The organism is Caulobacter sp. ALps2, assembly GCF_058681635.1.
In genome coordinates this window covers 3,629,569-3,650,432 of record NZ_CM178743.1, presented here as the reverse complement: position 1 = coordinate 3,650,432, position 20,864 = coordinate 3,629,569, and the positions used below count along the sequence as shown (strand labels likewise).

At 68.7% G+C, this 20,864-nt stretch carries 17 protein-coding genes; 6 read left to right on the top strand and 11 right to left on the bottom strand.

Annotated features, from left to right (window positions below; all coding sequences use genetic code 11):
• Nucleotides 1–21 precede the first annotated feature (21 nt).
• Complete coding sequence (locus ACW173_RS17405) at nucleotides 22–1,551, top strand: ammonium transporter (RefSeq protein ID WP_492081350.1); 1,530 nt, start codon at nucleotides 22–24, stop codon at nucleotides 1,549–1,551.
• A gap of 108 nt (nucleotides 1,552–1,659) precedes the next feature.
• Here the strand turns inward: ACW173_RS17405 and ACW173_RS17400 are convergent, their stop codons facing one another.
• The 4 genes from ACW173_RS17400 to ACW173_RS17385 all read right to left on the bottom strand — a co-directional run bounded on the left by ACW173_RS17400 (nucleotide 1,660) and on the right by ACW173_RS17385 (nucleotide 6,807).
• Nucleotides 1,660–2,337 (bottom strand): peptidylprolyl isomerase, encoded by a 678-nt coding sequence (locus ACW173_RS17400; RefSeq protein ID WP_492081348.1) that lies wholly within the window; start codon nucleotides 2,335–2,337, stop codon nucleotides 1,660–1,662.
• A gap of 9 nt (nucleotides 2,338–2,346) precedes the next feature.
• On the bottom strand, nucleotides 2,347–3,234 hold the full coding sequence (locus tag ACW173_RS17395) for a 4-(cytidine 5'-diphospho)-2-C-methyl-D-erythritol kinase (RefSeq protein WP_492081346.1): 888 nt from the start codon (nucleotides 3,232–3,234) through the stop codon (nucleotides 2,347–2,349).
• 41 nt (nucleotides 3,235–3,275) lie between these two features.
• Nucleotides 3,276–5,006 (bottom strand): tetratricopeptide repeat protein, encoded by a 1,731-nt coding sequence (locus ACW173_RS17390; protein ID WP_492081344.1) that lies wholly within the window; start codon nucleotides 5,004–5,006, stop codon nucleotides 3,276–3,278.
• Nucleotides 5,007–5,133: 127 nt separating this feature from the next.
• Nucleotides 5,134–6,807, bottom strand: a complete 1,674-nt coding sequence (locus ACW173_RS17385; RefSeq protein ID WP_492081343.1) for an electron transfer flavoprotein-ubiquinone oxidoreductase — start codon at nucleotides 6,805–6,807, stop codon at nucleotides 5,134–5,136.
• Nucleotides 6,808–6,958: 151 nt separating this feature from the next.
• Here ACW173_RS17385 and ACW173_RS17380 point away from each other — a divergent pair, with 151 nt between their 5' ends.
• Nucleotides 6,959–7,771 carry a uracil-DNA glycosylase gene (locus ACW173_RS17380; RefSeq protein WP_492081341.1) on the top strand — a complete coding sequence of 271 codons (813 nt, stop codon included), beginning with the start codon at nucleotides 6,959–6,961 and terminating at the stop codon, nucleotides 7,769–7,771.
• Between the two features lie 10 nt (nucleotides 7,772–7,781).
• Complete coding sequence (locus ACW173_RS17375) at nucleotides 7,782–9,446, top strand: lytic transglycosylase domain-containing protein (protein ID WP_492086007.1); 1,665 nt, start codon at nucleotides 7,782–7,784, stop codon at nucleotides 9,444–9,446.
• Between the two features lie 58 nt (nucleotides 9,447–9,504).
• On the opposite strand, the gene ACW173_RS17370 is transcribed toward ACW173_RS17375, so the two are convergent.
• Both ACW173_RS17370 and ACW173_RS17365 read right to left on the bottom strand, forming a co-directional pair.
• The gene (locus tag ACW173_RS17370) at nucleotides 9,505–9,972 is read right to left on the bottom strand and encodes a cell wall biosynthesis glycosyltransferase (protein WP_492081339.1); all 468 of its coding nucleotides are present in this window, start codon (nucleotides 9,970–9,972) and stop codon (nucleotides 9,505–9,507) included.
• Between the two features lie 38 nt (nucleotides 9,973–10,010).
• Nucleotides 10,011–11,096, bottom strand: coding sequence for a PA0069 family radical SAM protein (locus ACW173_RS17365; RefSeq protein ID WP_492081338.1), 1,086 nt, complete (start codon nucleotides 11,094–11,096; stop codon nucleotides 10,011–10,013).
• 172 nt (nucleotides 11,097–11,268) lie between these two features.
• Here ACW173_RS17365 and ACW173_RS17360 point away from each other — a divergent pair, with 172 nt between their 5' ends.
• Nucleotides 11,269–14,460, top strand: a complete 3,192-nt coding sequence (locus ACW173_RS17360; RefSeq protein ID WP_492081336.1) for a PAS domain S-box protein — start codon at nucleotides 11,269–11,271, stop codon at nucleotides 14,458–14,460.
• The gene (locus tag ACW173_RS17355) at nucleotides 14,460–14,879 is read left to right on the top strand and encodes a response regulator transcription factor (RefSeq protein WP_492081334.1); all 420 of its coding nucleotides are present in this window, start codon (nucleotides 14,460–14,462) and stop codon (nucleotides 14,877–14,879) included. The genes ACW173_RS17360 and ACW173_RS17355 overlap by 1 nt, the downstream gene beginning before the upstream one ends.
• 34 nt (nucleotides 14,880–14,913) lie before the next feature.
• Here the strand turns inward: ACW173_RS17355 and ACW173_RS17350 are convergent, their stop codons facing one another.
• From ACW173_RS17350 to ACW173_RS17330, 5 genes are all read right to left on the bottom strand, one after another.
• Nucleotides 14,914–16,173 (bottom strand): RNA polymerase sigma factor, encoded by a 1,260-nt coding sequence (locus tag ACW173_RS17350; RefSeq protein WP_492081332.1) that lies wholly within the window; start codon nucleotides 16,171–16,173, stop codon nucleotides 14,914–14,916.
• On the bottom strand, nucleotides 16,170–16,553 hold the full coding sequence (locus ACW173_RS17345; RefSeq protein ID WP_492081330.1) for a YciI family protein: 384 nt from the start codon (nucleotides 16,551–16,553) through the stop codon (nucleotides 16,170–16,172). The genes ACW173_RS17350 and ACW173_RS17345 overlap by 4 nt, the downstream gene beginning before the upstream one ends.
• A 69-nt stretch (nucleotides 16,554–16,622) precedes the next feature.
• Nucleotides 16,623–17,624 (bottom strand): acyltransferase family protein, encoded by a 1,002-nt coding sequence (locus ACW173_RS17340; RefSeq protein WP_492081328.1) that lies wholly within the window; start codon nucleotides 17,622–17,624, stop codon nucleotides 16,623–16,625.
• A gap of 28 nt (nucleotides 17,625–17,652) precedes the next feature.
• A complete protein-coding gene (locus ACW173_RS17335; protein ID WP_492081326.1) occupies nucleotides 17,653–18,723 on the bottom strand; it encodes a class I SAM-dependent methyltransferase in 1,071 nt (356 codons plus the stop codon).
• 8 nt (nucleotides 18,724–18,731) lie between these two features.
• Complete coding sequence (locus tag ACW173_RS17330; RefSeq protein ID WP_492081324.1) at nucleotides 18,732–19,979, bottom strand: class I SAM-dependent RNA methyltransferase; 1,248 nt, start codon at nucleotides 19,977–19,979, stop codon at nucleotides 18,732–18,734.
• Nucleotides 19,980–20,189: 210 nt separating this feature from the next.
• On the opposite strand from ACW173_RS17330, the gene ACW173_RS17325 reads away from it, so the two are divergent.
• Nucleotides 20,190–20,834 carry a hypothetical protein gene (locus ACW173_RS17325; protein ID WP_492081322.1) on the top strand — a complete coding sequence of 215 codons (645 nt, stop codon included), beginning with the start codon at nucleotides 20,190–20,192 and terminating at the stop codon, nucleotides 20,832–20,834.
• The last annotated feature ends 30 nt before the right edge of the window (nucleotides 20,835–20,864 follow it).

Below are 20,864 nucleotides of genomic sequence, written 5' to 3'. Positions count from 1 at the left end.
CGGGAAAAGGGGATACCGACAATGAAATTCAAGTTCAAACCGCTGGCCGGGCTCATGCTCGCCGCGACCATCGCGGGGGCGCCGCTCGGCGCGACCGCGTTCGCCCAGGAGGCCGCGCCCGCGCCGGCCGTCGCCGCCGCCGCGCCCGCCGAGGCTGCGCCGGCTCCGGCCGCCGCGCCCGCCGCCGCTGAAGCTCCCGCGCCCGCCATCGTCGACAAGAACGACAAGGGCGACAATGCGTGGATGCTCACCTCGTCGCTGCTCGTCCTGCTGATGATCCTGCCGGGTCTGGCCCTGTTCTACGGTGGCCTAGTCCGCTCCAAGAACATGCTGTCGGTCATGATGCAGGTCTCGACCGTCGCCCTGATCGGCTTCGTCGCCTGGGTCCTATGGGGCTACAGCTTCGCCTTCACCGACGGCGGCAGCTGGGACAGCTTCGTGGGCGGCCTCGGCCGTCTGTTCCTGAAGGACGTGACGCCGGCCAGCAACGTGGCGACGTTCTCGACCGGCGTGGTGATCCCCGAGTTCACCTTCATCGCCTTCCAGTCGACCTTCGCGGCCATCACCGCCGCCCTCGTGGTCGGTTCGCTGGTCGAGCGCATGAAGTTCGCCGCCATCGTCGCCTTCGCCGTCCTGTGGCCGCTGCTGTCGTACTATCCGATGGCCCACATGGTCTGGTGGTGGCCGGGTCCTGACGCCATCGCTCTGGCGCCGACCACTCCGGTCAAGTCGGGCCTGATCTGGAGCTTCGGCGCTCTGGACTTCGCCGGCGGCACCGTCGTCCACATCAACGCCGGTATCGCCGCCCTGGTCGGCGCCCTGATCCTCGGCAAGCGCCAAGGCTACGGCAAGGAGCCGATGCCCCCGCACTCGCTGACCCTGACCCTGGTCGGCGCCGGCCTGCTGTGGGTGGGCTGGTTCGGCTTCAACGCCGGCTCGAACCTGGAATCGAACGGCTACGCCTCGCTGGCCATGATCAACACCTTCGTCGCCACCGCCGCCGCGGGTCTGTCGTGGATCGTCGTCGAGTGGATCACCCGCAAGAAGCCGTCGGCCCTGGGCCTGGCCTCGGGCATCGTCGCCGGTCTCGTCGCCGTCACGCCGGCCGCCGGCTTCGCTGGCCCGATGGGTTCGGTGATCCTGGGTCTGGTCGTCTCGCCGATCTGCATCTTCTTCTGCTCGGTCGTGAAGAACGCCCTGAAGTACGACGACAGCCTGGACGCCTTCGGCATCCACGGCATCGGCGGCATCGTCGGCGCCATCGGCACCGGCCTGCTGGTCAACCCCGCCTGGGGCGGCGCCGGCATCGTCGACTACACGAGCTGCGGCAAGGACGGCGATCTGTCGACCTGCGACAACGCCGTCTACAGCCTGGGCACCCAAGTGATGGCCCAGCTTAAGGGCGTCTGCGTCACGGTCGTCTGGTCGCTGGTCGCCTCGGCGATCGTCTTCTTCCTGATCAAGCTGGTCATCGGCCTGAAGGCGTCGCCGGAAGCCGAAGAAGAAGGCCTGGACATCTCGGAACACGGCGAACGGGCCTACCACAGCTAAGGCTGGCATAGGTTCCAAGTCGAAGGGCGCGGAGAGCAATCTCCGCGCCCTTTCTCTTTGGCTGGACTACTCGGCCATGGAAGGCGGCCCCATGGTCGTCACGCTAGGTCACGCGGGAGATGCGCTGGTGATCCGCCGCGTAGCCGCGGCATAGATCCGGCGAGCCGTGATGATCGGGACCACGGGATCCAGCATCTGGCCCTTCATCACCGGATTGGTGGCCTCGCCAGGTGTCGGCAGGTTCAGGATCTTGCGGACGATCTCCATGCCCTTGATCACCTGACCGAAGGCCGCGAAGCCCAGGTTGTCGCCCTCTCCTGTCGGATTGGCGTCTAGGTACGGCGCCTCGCCCACGCAGATGAAGAAGTCGGAATCGCCGCTGCCGGGCTCCCGGCGGGCCAACGACAGCGTGCCGTCGACGTGGCGCAGGCCGGTCTGGGTGGTCGGCTCGTGGGCCACGGGCTTGAGCACCTTCTTCGGATCGCCGGCCAGGCCGCCCTCGATCAGGCCGTAATCGACCGAGCTGGGCGCCTTGGCCGCGCGCCAGAAGCTGGCCCCGTCATAAAGCTTGCCGTCGACATAACGCAGGAAGTTGGCCGTGGTCAGCGGCGCCTGCTTGACCTTCAGGGCGACGATGATGGCGCCCAGGCTAGTCTCCAGGCTGACCAGGACGTCGCCAGCCCCCGGCACGATCGGCGTCGGCGGCAGGCTCAGCACCTGGGCGTCCGCCACGCCAGGCGCGGCGACCAAACCTCCGAGGGCGGCGAGAACGTCACGGCGCTTCATTGGTCTCTCCTAGCTCAGGCGGCAGCGCCGCACCCACCAGTCCGGTCGCATCGCCTCCAGGCGCTCGACCAGACCCTCGGCCTCGATGTCGCCGGCGCAGAGCGCGAAGCACGTCGCCCCCGAGCCCGACATCCGGACCAGCAGACTTTCCGGCTCCTCGCGCAGGACGTCCAGCACCTCGCCGATGCGAGGCTCCAGGGCGACGGCCGGCGCTTCCAGGTCGTTGCGGGTGGCCACGGCCAACCAGGCGGCGGCCTCCTCGGCGCTTTCCAGGTCCGCCGGCAGGAACGGCCGCTCCGCGCCATCGGGATGCACGGCCGCGTCATAGGCCCGGTAGACCGCGCCGGTGGGCGACGGGACGCCGGGATTGACCAGTACGGCGTTCAGCGCGGGCAAGCGCGGCGCGGGCGACAGGATCTCCCCTCGCCCCTCGGCCATCAGCGCCGTGGCCCGCAGGCAGGCCGCGCCGTCCGCGCCCAGGCTGGCGGCCAGCGGCTCCAGCCCGTCGTCGGACAGATCCGGCGCCAGGACGTCGCGCAACAGCTTCAAGGCCGCGCCGGCGTCGCTGGAACCACCGCCCAGGCCCGCCGCGATCGGCAGGCGCTTGTCCAGGATCAGGCGGTATGGCGGGACCGGCCCGCCCAGCTTGGCGTGGAAGGCTCGTGCGGCGCGGACCACCAGGTTGTCGCCATCGGCCGGGATCGCGCCGCCAAACGGACCCGAGGTCTCGAAGGCCGGCGCGTCGCTGGGCTGGATCGCCACCTGGTCGCCCAAGTCGGCGAAGACCATCAGGCTGGAGATCGGGTGATAGCCCTCGGCGTCCGGTCCGCCCACGTGCAGGAACAGATTGACCTTGGCCGGGGCGAAGGCGGCCAAGACAGAGTTGGGCAGCCGCATGATCTCTCAGACTCGATGGAGAAGGACCGTCGCCCGATAGCTTAGTTGTGGGCGACCGTCGACTTGTTGGCCGGTCCCGTAGCACCCAGGCCGTTCTTCAGCTTGGCCTCGGCCTCGGCCTTCTGCTTGTCGTCGGGCTCCAGGGTCAGGACCCGGCGCCACTGGAACTCGGCCTCGGTCTTGCGTCCGACCTTCCAGTAGGCGTCGCCCAAGTGGCCGTTCACGTCCGGATCGCCCGGTTCCATCTCGACGGCGGCTTCCAGCTTCTCGACGGCCGTCTTGTAGTCGCCCAGGCGGTAATAGGCCCAGCCCAGGCTGTCGAGCATGGCGCCCGACTGCGGACGGGCGGCGACCGCCTTCTGGACCATGCCCAAAGCCTCGGCGAGATTCTCGTTGCGGTCGATCCAGGTGTAGCCGAGGAAGTTCAGCAGCTCCGGCTCGTCCGGATTGGCCTTAAGCGCCGCCTTCAGGTCACGCTCGGCCTCGGGCCAGCGCTTGGCCTGTTCCAAGGCCACGGCGCGCAGATACAGCAGGCGCCAGTCGGGCGTGGCGTCCTCGCGGGCGATGATCGGGTCCAGCACTGCCACCGACTCGTTCCATTGACCGCCGGCGCGCAGCAGATCGGCCAGGGCCACGCTGGCGTCCCGATCATTCGGGGCGGCGACCGAGGCGGCCTTGGCCACTTCCAGAGCCTTGGTCTTGTCGCCCATGTCGTTCCAGGCCCAGGCCGTCTTGCTCTGGGCCGAGGCATAGTGCGGGGAGCCCGGCGGGACGTGGGCATAGGCCTCGATCGCGCCCTTCGGGTCCTCGCTCTGGTTCAGCAGGTCGCCGACCAGCACCCAAGCCTCGTCCCGAGCCGGGTCCAGACGCAGGGCAAGGCGCAGATAGGCCAAGGCGAACTGCGTCTGGCGCTCGCCGGCGAAGGTGGCGGCGCAGGCCACCAGGCCTTCGGCCGCGCCTTGACGGAGGGTCGGTAACGTCGGCGGGGCGCCTTTGGCGGCGGCGCGGGCGCGGGCTCGCAGCAGGCCGGTGTCGTTGGGCGCTGTACGCAGGGCGTTGTCATACAGGGCCAAGGCGTCGGCGTGCCGCTTGCGGCGTTCGAGGAAGGCGCCGTAGTCGAGCGTGAAGATGCTGGCCGTGGCCGCGTTGGAGACCAGGGCCTTGTAGTCGGTCTCGGCCTCGTCATAACGCTTGGCGCGCTCGAACAGGCGGGCCTGGCCCTGCTGGCCGAAATACTGGACCAGCTTGTCGCTGCGCAGGGTCGGCTGGACGATCGCGCCTTCGCTGTCGCCGGCCGCGGCGGCCGCCCATGGAGCCAGCAAGGCGGCGGCCTGCTGGTGCGGGAAGCCGAGGGGCTGGGAGATCAGCAGAAGCTGAGCGTCCTTGCCCTTGCCGTTCGCCAGGGATTCGACGACGCGGGTCAGCACGCCCAGGCGCTTGACCGCCTCGGTGGCGTCCGCCTCGGTCGGGGCGACGGCGGCCGCGCGCGTGATCTCGCCGGCCAGCAGCAACGCCGTGAACGAGCGCTCGCCCAGCACGCCAGGGTCGTCGCCCAGCACCGCCGCCGTGCCGAAGTAGGTTGCGGCTTCCTTGGACTTGCCGTCGCGCAACGCCGCCTGGCCGGCCAGGAACTGGCCGTAAGAGCTACGCGTGTCGAACAGCGGCGAACCGGCGCTGATGGGGCCGCGCATCGTGATCGAACTGGGCGCGGTCGAACAGGCGGTCAGGACCGAGACGGAAACGCAGGCGAGGAGGACTTGGATACGCGTCATCCGCCTACCCTCGACGCTTTCGAGGCGGGTCGCAAGAAAAAGCCTCCCAGCGGGACTGGGAGGCTTTGCAAGCGCGACAGCCGAAAGTGTCAGCGGTTTCGGCGCCCGTCGCGCGCCAAACAAAAACTCACATGTTGGGGTAGTTCGGTCCGCCGCCGCCTTCCGGCGTGGTCCAGACGATGTTCTGCGACGGATCCTTGATGTCGCAGGTTTTGCAGTGGACGCAGTTCTGGGCGTTGATCTGGAAGCGCGGATTCTGGCCCTGCTCGTTGTAAAGAACCTCGTAGACGCCGGCCGGGCAGTAGAGACGCGCCGGCTCGCCATACTTGGGCAGGTTGACCGAGATCGGGATCGACGGGTCCTTCAGCTTCAGGTGCGCCGGCTGGTCTTCCTCATGGTTGGTCGCCGACAGGAACACCGAGGACAGCTTGTCGAAGCTGATCACGCCGTCGGGCTTGGGATAGACGATCGGCTTGTAGTCCTTGGCCAGGCCCGTCGAGGCCGCGTCGGTCTTCTCGTGCTTCATGGTGCCGAAGAACGAGAAACCGCCCAACAGGTGCGTGCACCACATGTCGAACATGCTGACCGCGCCGCCCAGGGCGGTGCCGAACTTGCCCAACATCGGCTTGGCGTTGCGGACGACCTTCAGCTCCTTGGCCACCCACGACGTGTCGTAAGACGTCTGATAGGCGGTCAGCTCGTCGCCGGCGCGGCCGGCCTGGACAGCCTCATAAGCGGCCTCGGCGGCCAGCATGCCGGTCTTCACCGCGTTGTGGCTGCCCTTGATGCGCGGCACGTTGACGAAGCCGGCCGAGCAGCCGATCAGCGCGCCGCCCGGGAAGGTCAGCTTCGGCACCGACTGGTAGCCGCCCTCGGTGATGGCCCGCGCCCCGTAGGCGATACGCTTGCCGCCTTCCAGGTACGGACGCACGCCCGGGTGCTGCTTGAAGCGCTGGAACTCGTCGAACGGCGAGATCCATGGGTTCTTGTAGTTCAGGTGCACGACGTAGCCGATGGCCACGTAGTTATCCCCGAAGTGGTACATGAAGCTGCCGCCGCCGGTCTGGTTGTCCAGCGGCCAGCCGGTCGTGTGCTCGGCCAGGCCGGGCTGGTGCTGCTCAGGCGGGACCTGCCACAGTTCCTTGATGCCGATGCCGTACTTCTGCGGCGACTTGCCGGCCGAGAGGTCGAACTTCTCGATCAACTGCTTGGCCAGCGAGCCGCGCACGCCCTCGGCGATGAAGACGTACTTGCCGTGCAGTTCCATGCCCGGCTGGAAGTCGGGCTTGTGGTGGCCGTCCTTGGCGATGCCGACGACACCGACCACGACGCCCTTCACCGAACCGTCCGCGTTCCAGACCAGGTCAGAGGCCGCGAAGCCCGGATAGATCTCGACGCCCAGCTCCTCGGCCTTTCCGGCCAGCCAGCGGGTCAGGTTGCCCAGCGAGGCGATGTAGCAGCCGTGATTGTGCATGAACGGCGGCATGGCGAACATCGGCAGGCTGAGCTCGCCCTGCGGACCCAGCAGCTTGAAGCGGTCCTTGGTGACCGGCGTCTCCAGCGGCGCGCCTTCGGCCTTCCAGTTCGGGAACAGCTCGGCCAGGCCCTTGGGATCGATCACCGCGCCCGACAGGATGTGGGCGCCAACTTCGGAGCCCTTTTCCAGCAGAGCGACCGAGATCTCGGTCCCGGCCTTGGCGGCCAGCTGCTTCAGACGGATCGCCGCCGAGAGGCCCGCGGGACCGCCGCCGACGATGACGACGTCATATTCCATCGACTCGCGTTCGAGGTCTTCGCTCATAGGGTCTCCCGGTGGGGCTCGGCCGCCCCTCTTATGACTGTTTGAATCACAGCTTATCCAAACGTGACGCGGTGGCGGTCAAGCACCTGTTCTCGCTTTTTTGCTGCGCCGCAGCGTGGAGCTGACTCTCATTCCGAGTTAAGACCGTCTCATGAGCCTCGCCGTCGATCAACGCGCCGTCGAAAGCCTGCTGGCCTTCTGGGCCGATGCGGGCGTCGAGGCCATGTACGCCGAGGCCCCGATCGACCGCCTGGCCGAGGGCGCGGCGATGCTGCGCGCCAAGAGCCAGCCGCCGCCTCCGGCGCCGATCGCACGGCCGGTCGCGGTGCGTGGCCCCGACGTCGGCTCGGCCGTCGCCATGGCCAGGGCCGCCGCGGACGCCTGCAACGACCTCGAAAGCCTCGCCGCCGCCATCGCCGCCTTCGACGGCTGCCCCCTGAAGGCCCAAGGCGCCAAGCAGGCCGTGTTCTCGCGCGGCGTCGCCGACGCCCCGCTGATGATCATCGGCGAAGGCCCCGGCGCCGACGAGGACGCCCAAGGCGCGCCATTCGTCGGTCGCGCCGGCAAACTGCTGGACCGCATGCTGAAGGCCGCCGGCCTGGAAGACCGCGTCTTCATCACCAACACCGTGTTCTGGCGCCCGCCGGGCAACCGCACGCCCACGCCGCAGGAGCAGGCGACCTGCGCGCCCTTCGTCGAGCGCGCCATCGCCCTGGTGAAGCCCAAGATGCTGATGCTGGCCGGCGGGGCCTCGGCCAAGTCGGTGCTGAAGCGCGACGAAGGCATCCTGTCGATGCGCGGGCGCTGGTTCGAATGGACCTCCGAAGACAAGTCCATCGAGCTTCCGGCCATGCCGACACTGCATCCGGCTTTCCTGCTGCGCACCCCCGCGCAGAAGAAGAAGGCCTGGCAGGATCTTCTGACGATGACCGAGCGGCTTGATCGCCCGGAGCGTCCGCACTAAAATAACGCCAATTGGTGGGAATGGGGGACGCGCGCCTGCGGGGGAGCGCGGATCACTTTTGAAGCTTTGGGCTCGCCCTCTGGCCGTATTCGCGGCCCTTCTGCTGTGCGCGACCGGATCGGTAACGCGCGCTGGCGCCCTCGACCCTTTGTCTCCGGAGGACGTTCGCGCCTATCGCGCCGCCTTCGCCGCGACCGACCGGGGTGATTTCGACGCGGCCGAGGCGGCCCTGGCCAATGCCCGTGATCGTAGCCTGGCCGGGCGCCTGGCCTTCGCCAAGATCATGCACCCTACCCGCTATTCGGCCAGCTACGACGACCTGACCGGCTGGCTGAAGCGCTACAGCGAAGAGGCCGGCGCCGACCGAGTCTACGCCCTGGCCGTCAAGCGCAAGCCGACCGGCAAGCGTGTCGCCGCCACGCCGATCCCCGAGCTGTTCATCGGCGACGAGACGGCTCCGCCGCCCGCCGACAAGGGCCGCGCCTCCCGCGAGGCCTACTATTCCGGCGACGTCCAGAAGGCTCTGGCGCTTGCAGTGGCCGGCGGCGAGACCTGGATCGCGGGTCTCTCGGCCTATCGCCTGGGCGACTACCGCGCCGCCCAGACCTATTTCGAGCAGGTCGCCAACGATCAGAACGAGGATGAGTGGCTGCGCGCCGCCGGCGCCTTCTGGGCCGCCCGCACCGCCAGCCAGGCCGGCCACCGTCGTGAAGCTCAGACCCTCCTCGGCGACGCCGCCCGCTCGCCCCACACCTTCTACGGCATGATCGCCTTTCGCCAGCTAGCCCTCGCTGGGGTCACGGCGACCGAGGAGAGCTTCGACCCGATCGCCAGCCTGCTGACCCGCGCCAGCTATGCCGGTCCCGACACCGCATCGCTGGACACTCTGGTGACCGCCGACCCGCGCGCGCGCCGCGCCACCGCCCTGGCCCAGGTCGGCCGTTGGCGCGAGGCGGGTCTGGAGCTGCGCGCCGGGCTGTCCCTGGCCGCCACGCAGGAACTGCGCGACGACTGGACCGCCCTGGCCCTGGCGCTCAACGCCAACGCTCCGCTGAACGCCGGCCGCCCGGTGCGCCGGATCGGCGGCGAGGACTATCCCCTGCCCCCGCTCGACCCGGTCGGCGGCTTCACCATCGACAAGGCCATGGTCTACGCCCTGGTGCGTCAGGAGAGCCGCTTCGACCCGATGGCGGTCTCGGCCGCCGGGGCCATGGGCCTGATGCAGGTGCGCCCGTCCTCGGCCGCCGACGTGGTCGGCGACGACACGCTCCTGGCCGACAACAGCCCGCTGTTCGATCCGGCCTATAACCTGAGGGCCGGCCAGGACTATTTCACCTGGCTGATGGATCGTGGCGTGAAGAGCCCCGACCTCCTGCGCGCCGTTGCGGCCTATAACGGCGGCCCCGCCACGCTGAACCGCACCGCGGCCCAGCTGGGCGCCGACTGCGACACCCTGTTGCTGATCGAGAGCCTGCCGTTCAAGGAAACCCGCAACTACGTCGAGAAGGTGATGGCCAGCTACTGGACTTATCGCCGGCTGATGGGCGCGGAGAACAAGACCCTGGACGCCGTGGCGTCGGGCGCGCGCACGGTGGACTTCCGCTTGGATCCGCAGGTAGCGGCGCCGACGAGCATCGATCAGCTTATGAACCAGCTGGCGTCGGCTCAGCCCTAACGCCCGCTCACAAAGCGAACTTCCCAGGCCTTGTGCCTAGGCAGGCGGGGTAGCCGAGCTAGTAGTCCAACCGTTTGGCCTTCAGCGCCTTCGCCAAAGCCTTCTCGTCACCGCCGCTCGCGGGCCAGTCCAGCCGCCGCACCAGCACGCCATGCAGGCGCGGCGACAACTTGCTCAGCATCCCGCCCGGGACAGTCAGAACCGCCGGCGCCCCCGCCCCGCCCGCCAGGTGCTTTTCGATCGGTTCACGCCAGCCTTCGCGCAGCACCGGGGCCGAGCGCAGGGTCAGGATCCAGTCTCCCCGCGCCACCGCCGCGCCAGCGGCCAGGCGGTCGCCGGAGGTCGTGACCAGCCGTGCGCCGCTGTCCTCGGCCAAGACCTCGACGCCAGGTTCGCCGCCCAAGTCGTCGCTTGCGACCAGGATCACCTCCTTGACCAGGCCGTCCACGGCGGCGGGCACCAGCGTGGACATCTGGGCGGCCAGGCCCGACAGGTCTTCGGAAGCGACGAGAACGACGGAGATCATGACCTTGCTTCGCCAGTGGGGGCGATGCGGTCAAGGGCCTATCCAAACAGATCCATCTGCCCGCTCCCGCCCAGTCGCGGCGGCGTGAACTGACTGGAGTCCAGCGGCGCCCAAGGCTGATCGAGCCCAAACTTCTTCACCGCCAGGTGGAAGCGCTGGCGCAGCACCTCGGCCACGGGGCCGTCGCCGACCATCCGCTCGCCCCAACTGGAGTTGTTCACCTCGCCCTTGCGGATTTGGCGGACCAGCGACATCACCTTGCGCGCACGATCGGGATGGTCGGTCTCGAGCCATTCCTCGAACAGCTGGGCGATCTCGCGCGGCAGGCGCAGGGCCACATAACCCGCGCCCCGCGCGCCGGCCTTGGCGGCGGCCTCCAGCACGCCTTCGACCTCGTGGTCGTTGAGGCCCGGAATGGCCGGGGCGAACATCACCGTAACCGGCACGCCAGCCTCGGTGAGCCGCCGCACCGCCTCGATCCGCTTACCGGGCGTGGCCGCGCGTGGCTCCATGCTGCGGGCCAGGGCGCGGTCCAGCGTGGTGATCGAGATCGCCACCCGGGTCAGCTTGCGCGCGGCCAGCCGGCTGTAGATGTCAAGGTCCCGCAGGATCAGGGCTGACTTGGTGATGATCGTGAACGGGTGGCTGTAGCGCTCCAGCACCTCGATCACCTGCCGCGTCACCCGCAGCTGTTTCTCGTCGGGCTGATAGGGATCGGTGTCGCCGCCGATATGGATCGTCGCGGGCTTGTAGCTGGGTTTGGCCAGCTCCTTCTCCAGCAGCTCGCCCGCATGCGGCTTGAAGAAGATCTTGCTCTCGAAATCCAGGCCCGGCGACAGACCCAGATAGGCGTGGGCGGGCCGGGCGTAGCAGTAGATGCAGCCATGGCTGCAACCGCGATACGGGTTAATCGAGCGGTCGAATCCGACATCCGGGCTCTGGTTGCGGGCGATGATCGTCCGTGACTTCATGGCCTGCAGTTCGGTCTTGAGCTGCTTGGGCTCTTCGTCTTCGCCCCAGCCGTCGTCGAACGCCTCGCGTTGGTTCGCCTCGAAACGCCCGGTTCGATTGGACTTGGCGCCCCGCCCCCTCGGAGCGGGCGCCGATTTCACTGCCTCGGCCATGACACGACTATGCGTCGCCCATCGGAACAAAACAAGAACTTCATTTCAGCGCATGCGCTGCGCCAATCCGTCGCGGTCGGATCCACTCCTGGCTCAACCTTTGGAAAGCTCCTCTGGACGATCCTGAACGCCCGGCGGCGCGAAGTGCGCGCGGCCCAGTTGGAAGCGTCGAATGTCCGAACACGACCGCCTAGCCGCGCTCGTCTCCTACCGTGTTCTGGACACCGCGCCCGAGCCGGTCTTCGACGACATCACGCGTCTGGCCCGTCAGCTGTTCGACGCCCCGATCGCCCTGGTCTCGCTGGTCGACCGGGAGCGTCAGTGGTTCAAGTCACGGCAGGGCCTGGAAGCTTGCTCGACGCCGCGCGACCTCGCGTTCTGCGCCCACGCGATCAAGCTTCCGCCCGGCGAGATCATGGTGGTCGAGAACGCCACGCAGGATCCTCGCTTCGCCGACAACCCGCTGGTCACCGGCGATCCCAATATCCGCTTCTATGCCGGCGCCGTCCTGACCGACGCCGAGGGCCACAATCTCGGCACGCTGTGCGTCATCGACTCCAAGCCGCGCCCCGCCTTGGCGGAGGGCGAAAAGACCCAGCTGCGGGTCCTGGCCAAGGCCGTCATCGCCCAGCTGGAAAAGACCCGTTACGAGCGCCGCCTGCAGGAAGAGAGCCGGCTGCTGCAGATGACCGAGACCATCTCGGGCGTCGGCCACTGGCGCGCCAACCTGCTGACCGGGGTGATCCACTGGTCGGACGAGGTCTACAAGATCTATGGCCTGACGCCCGAGACCTTCACCCCAACCTCCGAGAACTGGCTGGACCTCTATCACCCCGACGACCGCGTCGCCGCGCGCGCGGCCTTCGGCCGGGTCGTGAAGGGTGAGCCGCTGGTCGAGCACCAGTTGCGCCTGATGCGCGCCGACGGCGAGATCCGCCAGGGCCTGGGCCGCGCCACCTGTGAATATGACGAGACCGGCAAGGTCGTGGCCGTCTTCGGCGTCCTGGAGGATGTCACCACGCGCAACGCCGCCTTCGAGGCCCTGCGCCGCGGCGAAGACCAACTTCGGGCCAGCGAGGCGCGCGCCCGCAAGGTCGTGGCCAACGCCTATCAGGCCATCGTCACCATCGACGAGGCGGGCGAGGTCACCGGCTGGAACCGCTTCGCCGAACAGACCTTCGGCTGGACCGCCGAGGAAGTGATCGGCAAGCGCCTCAGCGACTTCATCATCCCCGAAGAGCACCGCAGCGCCCACAACAGGGGCATGGCCCGCTTCCTGCGCACCGGCCAGAGCGCGGTGATCGACCAGCGCATCGAGGTGCCGGCCCTGCGCAAGTCGGGCGAGATCTTCCCGATCGAGCTGGCGATCAGCGGCGCGGAAGGTCCCGACGGCTGGGGCTTCACCGCTCTGATGCACGATATCTCCGAGCGCAAGGCGCAGATGGAGATCTTCGAGACCGCCTTCGCCCACGCCGCCGTCGGCATGGCCCTGGTCAGCCTGGACGGCCTCTTCAACAAGCTCAACAACGCCTATTGCGACATCCTCGGCTATTCACACGAGGAGATGGCGACGATCAATTTCCGCACCATCACCCACCCCGAGGACTTGGAGAAGGACCTGGATCTGCTGGGTCAGCTGCTCGCCGGGGAGATCCCAAGCTACGCGATGGACAAGCGCTACATCCGCAAGGATGGGCGCCTGGTGTGGGCGACGCTGTCGGTGTCGCTGGCCCGCGCGCCGGACGGCACGCCGCTGCACTTCATCGCCCAGGCTCAGGACCAGACGGCCCGCGTCGAGGCCCAGGACGCCCTGGAGCGCCAGACCCTGAGCCTGGCGGCCATGGCCGAGCAGCTGGCCGCGGCCAAGGACGTCGCCGAGGACGCCGCCCGCGCCAAGGCCGAGTTCCTGGCCACCATGAGCCACGAACTGCGCACGCCGCTGAACAGCGTCATCGGCTTCGCGCGCCTGCTGACCGACAGCCGCGAGCTGATCCCGACCGACCGCCGCAACGCCGAACGGGTGCGCTCGGCCGGCGAGGCGCTGAACGTCCTGATCAACGACATCCTCGACTATTCCAAGCTGGACGCCGGGGCCGTGACCCTGGAGAGCAAACCTTTCAGCCTGGACGATCTGGTCGCCGACACCCTGGCCATGATCGAGCCGCAGGCGGCCGAGCACGGCGTCGCCCTGCGTCGCTCCGGCCGCACCGCCGGCTGGGTCGAGGGCGACGCCTTCCGCCTGCGCCAGGTGCTTCTCAACCTGCTGTCGAACGCCGTGAAGTTCACCAAGGACGCCTCGGTCAGCGTCGACGTCACGCCGCTGGACGCGCCCGCCGGCCGTCGTCGCCTGCGCGTCCGCGTGATCGACGAAGGGGTCGGCATCGCGCCCGACGCCCTGGGTCGCCTGTTCAATCGCTATTCACAGGCCGACGACTCGATCAGCCGCAAGTTCGGCGGCACCGGCCTGGGCCTGGCCATCTCCCGCGAACTGGTCGAGCTGATGGGCGGGGTGATCGGCGTCGAGAGCGTCCTGGGCCAAGGCTCGACCTTCTGGTTCGAGATCGATCTGCCGGTCGCCGCCCCGATCGTCTCGGTCGGGACGCCCAAGAGCCTGCGTCGCTTCGAGGGCCGCCGCATCCTGCTGGTCGACGACACCGAGCTGAACCGCGAACTCTTCAAGGCCTTGCTGGAGCGGCGCGGCTGCGAGGTCGATCTGGCCGCCGACGGTTCGGAGGCTGTCGCTGCCCTGGAAAGCGCCCGCTACGACCTCGTCCTGATGGACGTGCACATGCCGGTGATGGACGGCCGCGCCGCGACGCGCGAGATCCGCCGCCGTGGGCTGACCGATGCGCCGATCCTCGCCCTGACCGCTGGCGGCACGCCCGACCAGATCGCTGCCTGCAAGGCGGCCGGCATGACCGACTATCTGCTCAAGCCCCTGTCCGAGCAGCAACTGGAGCAGGCCCTGGCCGAGCACCTGCTGGGCGACGACGCGCCCACCCCCTCGCCGGCCGACGAGATCGACGACGAGCGCCAGGCCCGCGACGCCCTTGAGGCCCTGATGGGCGCCGAGGCCAGCCTGAAGATGGCGCGGTTGCTGCGGGGCCAGCTGGGCGCCGTTCTTCACGATCCGACCTCACGGACGCTGGGTGAAGAGGCTCACACCACCGCCGGTTCGGCGGGCTTGCTGGGTTTCATGCGCCTGTCGGGCGCGGCCCGGGTGCTGGAGGACCGCCTTCGCGCCGGCGAGCCCTCGGCCAACGCCTTCGCCGCCGCGCGCACGGCGGCCGACGCGGCCGAGCGCGTGCTGGCGGCCTGGATCGCTCGTCTGGAAGGCTCACTCCCGCGCGAAGTCGCCGCCTGATGCCCAACAGGATCCTCATCGTCGACGACGATCCGATGATCAGACACTTCGTGGATCTGGTCCTGACGCAGCAGGGCTACAAGGCGGTCACCGCCGCCGCTTCGGACACGGCCCTGCAGTTGCTGGGCCGCGGGAGCTTCGCCCTGGTTTTGCTGGACATCAACATGCCGGGCATGACCGGCCTGGATATCCTGCGCCTGATGCGCGCCAGGCCAGGCCGGCCGAAGATTTTGATGATGACCGCCCATCGCGATCCGGCCACGATCATGAAGGCGATGGAGCAAGGCGCCGACGGTTACCTCGCCAAGCCATTCAAGCCGCACGACCTGCTCAAGCGCATCGAGACGGTCCTGCGCGGCCCCTCACCGCCGAAGCCGGCCGAGACCAAGGCTTCGGACGACGAGTTGATCCTGGACTAGGTCCTGGGCCCTAGCGCTCGCCAGAGCTTCCCGACTAGGACGAGGATTTTTCCGCCTCGGCGGTCACCCGATCCAGGTACTGGCGGATATTGGCCGCTTCGGCGGCGGTGTTGGCCAGGGAAATCGCGCGGTCGAACGCCTGGCGAGCCTCGGCCTTGCGACCGGCCTGCAACAGGAAGGCGCCCCGCGCGCCGTGATAGTGGAAATAGGCGTCGAGGCGCGCGCCCAGCGGCTCGATCATGTCCAGCGCCGCCTCGGGCCCGCGCACCTTGGCCGTGGCCACGGCGCGGTTCAGGGTGATCACCGGCGAGGGCTGCATGATCTCCAGCGTGGCGTACAGCGCGTCGATGCCAGTCCAGTCGGTCTCCGCCGCCGTCCCGGCGCGCGCGTGCAAGGCGGCGATGGCGGCCTGGACCTGATATGGCCCCGGATCGCGCTTCAGCATCGCCTTTTCGATCAAGGCCAGCCCCTCCCCGATCATCTTGCGATTCCAGAGGCTTCGGTCCTGATCCTCGAGCAGGATCGCCTGGCCGTCAGCGTCGAAGCGAGCGTCCGAACGCGCGTGCTGAAGCAGCAGCAGAGCGGTCAGCCCCATCATCTCCGGCTCGGCCGGGAACAGGCGCAGCAGCAGACGCGCCAGGCGAATGGCTTCGTCGCACAGGCCGCCTCGGGCCTCGACCGCCTTGCCGCTGGCCGAATAACCCTCGTTGAAGACCAGGTAGATCATCGCCGCCACGGCCGCGAAGCGCTCGGCGCGTTCGATCGGCCCCGGGGCCTCGAACGCCGCGTCGCCGGCCCCGATGCGGGCCTTGGCGCGGGTGATCCGTTGCTCCATCGCCGCTTCGCTCACCACGAAGGCGCGAGAGATCTCCCTGACGGAAAGACCCGAGACGATGCGCAGGGCCAAGGCGATCTGCTGGGTGGCCGGCAGGTCCGGGTGGCAGCAGATGAACAGCAGCCGCAGCACGTCGTCGCGATAGTGCGAACCGTCCAGCCGCTCGGCCGCCTCGGCCTCGGCGTCGTCCAGGTCCGACAGCAGTTCCTCGGGCGGCAGGACGGTGTTGCGGCTGGTCTTGCGGATCGAGTCGATGGCGGCGTTGCGACCGACCATGATCAGCCAGGCGGTCGGATCGCGGGGCGGACCGTTCTTGGCCCAGCTCTTTAGGGCGCGCAGGCAGGCGTCCTGGAACGCCTCCTCGGCCGCGTCCATGTCCCGGAAGTAGCGCAGCAGCGCCGCCATGGCCTGGGGCCGGGCGGCGGTGATCGCCCCTTCGATCCAGTCGAGGTCGGTCACGCCTCGACGGCCTCCGGGGTTGGCGCCGGGTTGAACAACGCGATCGGGCGGATCTCGTACGAGCCGCCCGGATTGGCCTTGCCCAGGTCCCGGGCGATGTCGAGCGCGCCTTCCAGCGAGTCGCAGTCGACGATGTAGAAGCCCAGCAGTTGTTCCTTGGTCTCGGCGAACGGGCCGTCCAGCACCAGCGGCGGCTCGCGGTCCTTGCGCAGGGTCGTGGCGGCCGTGGTCGGCATCAGGCGGGCGACCGGGCCCAGGCGGCCCTGCTTGGCCAGCCCTTCCTGGACGGCCAGCAGCTTGCCCATGACCTCGTCCTCGTGGTCCTTGGACCAGCCGCAGATCACGTCTTCCTGGTTGTAGCAGAGTATGGCGTAGAGCATGGGCGATCCTCTTTTCCCGTCCCTAGGACGGCGGACTATGCCCGCATCCGACACGACGCCGAGAAATTTTTAGAGGCGTCGCAAACGGCGGCGGACGGGCTCGTCGTAAAGCTTCAGCACCGCCCAGGCGAAGGCCAGGATCACGGGGATGGCGACGGCGGCGAAGCCCAGCGGATAACCCTTGCCGCCGATCGCCCGAAACAGCCGCAGCATCAGTTCCCAGCCCAGCCAGTGCAGGGCGTACAGCGGGTACGAGATCGCGCCCGACACCCGGCAGAGCGCCCCCTGGAAACCCTCGGGATCCTGACGTCCGGCCAGCACCATCAGCGGGAAGACCAGGCTGACGCAGGCGAAGTCGTACAGCCAGTTCCAGGGTGTCCACGGCACGCACATCACGACGGCCAGGACCACCGCCAGCGCCCAGGCTGGAATCGCCAGGCTGGTGAACGGCTGGACCCGGTAACAGCCCCAGCCCAGCAGGAAGGCGAAGATCGTGCGCAGGAAGCTGATCACGAAAGTGCCCCGGTCCCAGCCGGTCAGCACCCCGCCCATGCCGTGCGCGACATAGGCCATGACCGGGACCAGCAGCACGATCATCAAGACATGGCCCATCACGCCCAGACGGCGCAGCGGGAACCAGGCCGCGCCGACCATCAACTCGAAGAACAGCGACCAAGCTGGCGGATTCAAAGGGAAAAGCGGCGAGAATCCGGCGTCGTCCACCCAGACCCGAGGGATCATCAGGAGGCCCAGGCCCAGCCATCCCGGTACATGCTCGCGGTGTTGAATGATCACCGTCGCTCCGGCCAGCATGGTCACGGCGATCAACGGCCACAGCCGCGCCAGCCGCTGGCGCATGAAGCCCAGCCAGCCGATCTCGCGCCGGCCATAGGCATGGGCCAGGACAAAGCCCGACAGGCAGAAGAAGAAGTCGACGGCCAGATAGCCGTGCGCGACCACCCAGGGCCGTCCGGTCCAGCTGCCGATGTGGTAGAGCATGACGCCGACCGCCGCGACGCCGCGTAGGCCGTCCAGCGTCTCGTACCGTCGCCCCGTCTCGTACGCCTGCAACTGTCCGCCCCTCGATCCCCATCCCTGCTTAGCCGACGGGTTTCTCCAGCAGCAAGGCCTTGGTCAGGAAGGCGCGGTCTTCGCCGATCACCCGCAGGCCCGCCTCGGCGAACAGGGCCTCAAGATCGGTCTCGGCGTAGCTGCCGTAGTAGGGCTCATGGAAATAAACCGGGAAGGCTTCAAGCAGCCGGGCTAGGTCCGGCGTGTCGATCGGCTGCACCGAGTCGACGAAAACCAGCACGCCGCCGGGCTTGAGCACCCGCGCCAGGCTGGCCGCCACCACCGGCCGCACGCGCGGCGGCAACTCGTGGAAGAGATAGACGCAACTCACGGCGTCCAATGAGGAATCCGCGAACGGCAGAGCCTCGGCATTGGCCTTGATCGCGCCCGCGCCGGTGCGCTTGCGAGCCTGCGCCAGATAGGCTTCCGACAGGTCCAGGCCGGCGATCGCGGCGCGAGGGAAAGCCGCCTTCAGGTCCTTGAGGAACGCGCCGGAACCACACGCCGCATCGAGGATCCTGGCGTCGCGGTGATCGCGGCCGCGCCAGTGCCTGGCCAGCAGCGACAGCCCTCGCCGGCGCATCGCACCCGCTGTGCCGGAGAACAGCGCCTCGACCTGGGCGTCGTAGCGACGGGCGCTTTCTTGCGTGAACCAACCGCCGGACTGATAGTGGAAGTTCTGCCGATAATAGCTTGGATAAGCTTGGTTATTGCTCTCGTCGCGCACCTCGACGCCGTCGCCCCGACGCCGTCGCTGATCGACCTCGAAGGCGTCGGCGATGAAGTCGGCGGCCTCGCGCAGGGCGGCTGACGGCCGGACCAGACCGTCCTCGACGGCGGGATAAAGACCGGCGGCGACGTCGCGGGCGTCCTTCTCGAACGCCTCGAGATAGGCCCGGCGCAGGGAGCCTTTCACGGCCGGCGCGGACTTGGGCGAGAAACCGCGGGCCTGCTCGCCCTTGGTCGGCCGGGTCAGGGAGCGCGCGAGACCGCCTGTCGCGGTCCACCAGGCGGCCTTGACCATCGCCCTAGCTCGCTGGCTGGCGGCGTCGACCGTGAAGGCTCCCCGCGACCGCTGCTCCCCATTGGGCTCGTCCATGCCAACTCCTAGCGCGTGAACACCCCGACCAGCTCAATATGCGGCGACCAGACGAACTGGTCCACGGGCAGCACCTTCTCCAGGCGAAATCCCGCGTCGACCAGGGCGCGGGCGTCCTTGGCGAAGGTGCCTGGATTGCACGAGACACTGACCACCTTGGCGACCTTGGACTTGGCGATCTCGACCGTCTGTTCCGCGGCCCCAGCGCGCGGCGGGTCGATGACCACCACGTCGGTCTTGGCCAGCTCGGTGCTCAGCACCGGGCGCTTGACCAGATCCCGGGCCTCGGCGTTGATCGGCTTCAGGCCCGGCGCGGCGCCGATCGCGGCCTTGAGGGCGGCGACGGCCGGCGGGCTCATCTCGGCGGCATGCACCGCGCCCACCTCGGCCAGGCGGAAGGTGAAGGTGCCGACGCCGCAATAGAGGTCGGCGATGCGGCTCGCGCCTCGCGACTCCGCGACGGCGAACTCGACCATGGCCCGCTCGGCCGCCGGCACGGCCTGCAGGAAACTGCCCGGCGGCAGGGCCACCACGGCCGGTCCCAGCTTCACCATCGGTTGGCGCGCGCCATAGACGGTCTCGCCGGCCAGGGTGACGCGGGCGAAGTCGCCGTCGCTGGCGGCCATGGCCGCGCGCATGCGGGCGTCGGCCGACAAGCCCCCGCTCTTGCGCTCGACGCCGGTGATGTCGATGTCGAGGCCCGTGGCGGTCAGGGTCACGTGCAGGGTCGGCGCCGACTTGGGATGCTCCAGGAACGGCTCGGCCAGCCGCGCCAGGGCGGGAAAGGCCGCGACCAGGCGCGGATCGGTGACCGGGCATTCCTCGATCGACACCAGGCTCCAGGAGCGGCGCTCCTTGAAGCCCAGCAGCGCGCCCTGCCCCTTGGCGCCCCTGCGGGCATGCAAGGCCACGCGACGACGCGAGGCCGGCGGGGCGGCGAAGGTCGACAAGATCTCCGTCTCCAGGCCCTCCATCGACAGCTGGATGCGGATCTGTTCGGCCTTCCAGTCGAGATAGGGCCGCGCCGCCCAGTGCTGCAGCGCGCAGCCGCCGCAATGGCCGAAGTGCTTGCAGGCCGGTTCGACGCGATCGGCGCTGGCGGACAGGATCTCGGCGATCTCGCCGCGCGCGCCCTCCATCCGCGCCCGCACCGTTTCGCCCGGCAGGGTCAGGGGCACGAAAGCCGGCTTGCCGTCGGCAAGGCGGGCGAGGCCGTCGCCTTGGGCGCCGATGGCGTTGATCATCAGGTCTTGCATATGGGATCCAGTCGCATGCCCGCGGCACGCTTAGGCGCCGTCCATACCCCAAAACCGGGGCTTGAGCGCGGGCGTCGGAACATTTTCCGTGCGCGTGAACAAAACTGAATAGTCCGGTCAGGCGCCGTTCATGTTGCCCGAGGCAATACCTACATCAACGGATGGGCGTGGACGGCCAAAAGGTCGCCCCTAAAAAGACAAGCTTCTCTCATGACCATGACCGCCTCGAAGAGCAGGACCTCCAAGATGAAGACCGTTCTGGGCGTCGCAGCCGCCCTCGTCTGTGGCGTGCTGACGCCGACCCTGGCCTCGGCCCAGTCCTACGGCACGACACCCTACGGCGGTGGCGCCTACGGCAGCCAGGGCTACTACGACCCTTGCCAGCGCTCGACGACGCAACGCGGCACGGGCGGCGGCCTGGCCGGCGCCGCCATCGGCGCCGGAATCGGCGGCGGCGTCGCGGCGCGTGGCGCCAAGACCGAGGGCGCGGTCCTCGGCGGCCTGCTGGGCGCCGTGATCGGCTCGAACATCGGCAAGAACTCGGCCGCCTGCACCCCGGGCCGCGCTCCGCCCCCGCCGCCTCCCCCGCCGCCGTCGGCCTATAACGACAGCTACGATCGCGACTATCGCCCGAGCTCGTACGACGACGCCCGGCGCGACGCCGGCCGCGACAGCTACTACGAGCGATCGTACGAGCGCCGCGAGGGCTACCGCGTCAACGACAGCGCCGGCCAGGCCGACGTCAATGGCTGCACGCTCGCCGAGAGCCCGATCTACCTGCCCGACGGCCGCACCCAGAAGCGCTTCGTGCGCGTCTGCCCGGACGCCAGCGGCAAGTATCAGGTCGTCGACTAAAATTCAGAGCACCTTGTGGTAGACGATCGG

Bases quoted from the DNA above. Each gene is read 5' to 3' on its own strand.
- ACW173_RS17345 (WP_492081330.1), bottom strand. From the start codon at position 16,553: ATGCTCTACGCCATACTCTGCTACAACCAGGAAGACGTGATCTGCGGC.
- ACW173_RS17335 (WP_492081326.1), bottom strand. From the start codon at position 18,723: ATGGACGAGCCCAATGGGGAGCAGCGGTCGCGGGGAGCCTTCACGGTC.
- ACW173_RS17365 (WP_492081338.1), bottom strand. From the start codon at position 11,096: ATGGCCGAGGCAGTGAAATCGGCGCCCGCTCCGAGGGGGCGGGGCGCC.
- ACW173_RS17355 (WP_492081334.1), top strand. From the start codon at position 14,460: ATGCCCAACAGGATCCTCATCGTCGACGACGATCCGATGATCAGACAC.
- ACW173_RS17385 (WP_492081343.1), bottom strand. From the start codon at position 6,807: ATGAGCGAAGACCTCGAACGCGAGTCGATGGAATATGACGTCGTCATC.
- ACW173_RS17390 (WP_492081344.1), bottom strand. From the start codon at position 5,006: ATGACGCGTATCCAAGTCCTCCTCGCCTGCGTTTCCGTCTCGGTCCTG.
- ACW173_RS17325 (WP_492081322.1), top strand. From the start codon at position 20,190: ATGACCATGACCGCCTCGAAGAGCAGGACCTCCAAGATGAAGACCGTT.
- ACW173_RS17380 (WP_492081341.1), top strand. From the start codon at position 6,959: ATGAGCCTCGCCGTCGATCAACGCGCCGTCGAAAGCCTGCTGGCCTTC.
- ACW173_RS17395 (WP_492081346.1), bottom strand. From the start codon at position 3,234: ATGCGGCTGCCCAACTCTGTCTTGGCCGCCTTCGCCCCGGCCAAGGTC.
- ACW173_RS17360 (WP_492081336.1), top strand. From the start codon at position 11,269: ATGTCCGAACACGACCGCCTAGCCGCGCTCGTCTCCTACCGTGTTCTG.
- ACW173_RS17370 (WP_492081339.1), bottom strand. From the start codon at position 9,972: ATGATCTCCGTCGTTCTCGTCGCTTCCGAAGACCTGTCGGGCCTGGCC.
- ACW173_RS17330 (WP_492081324.1), bottom strand. From the start codon at position 19,979: ATGCAAGACCTGATGATCAACGCCATCGGCGCCCAAGGCGACGGCCTC.
- ACW173_RS17400 (WP_492081348.1), bottom strand. From the start codon at position 2,337: ATGAAGCGCCGTGACGTTCTCGCCGCCCTCGGAGGTTTGGTCGCCGCG.
- ACW173_RS17405 (WP_492081350.1), top strand. From the start codon at position 22: ATGAAATTCAAGTTCAAACCGCTGGCCGGGCTCATGCTCGCCGCGACC.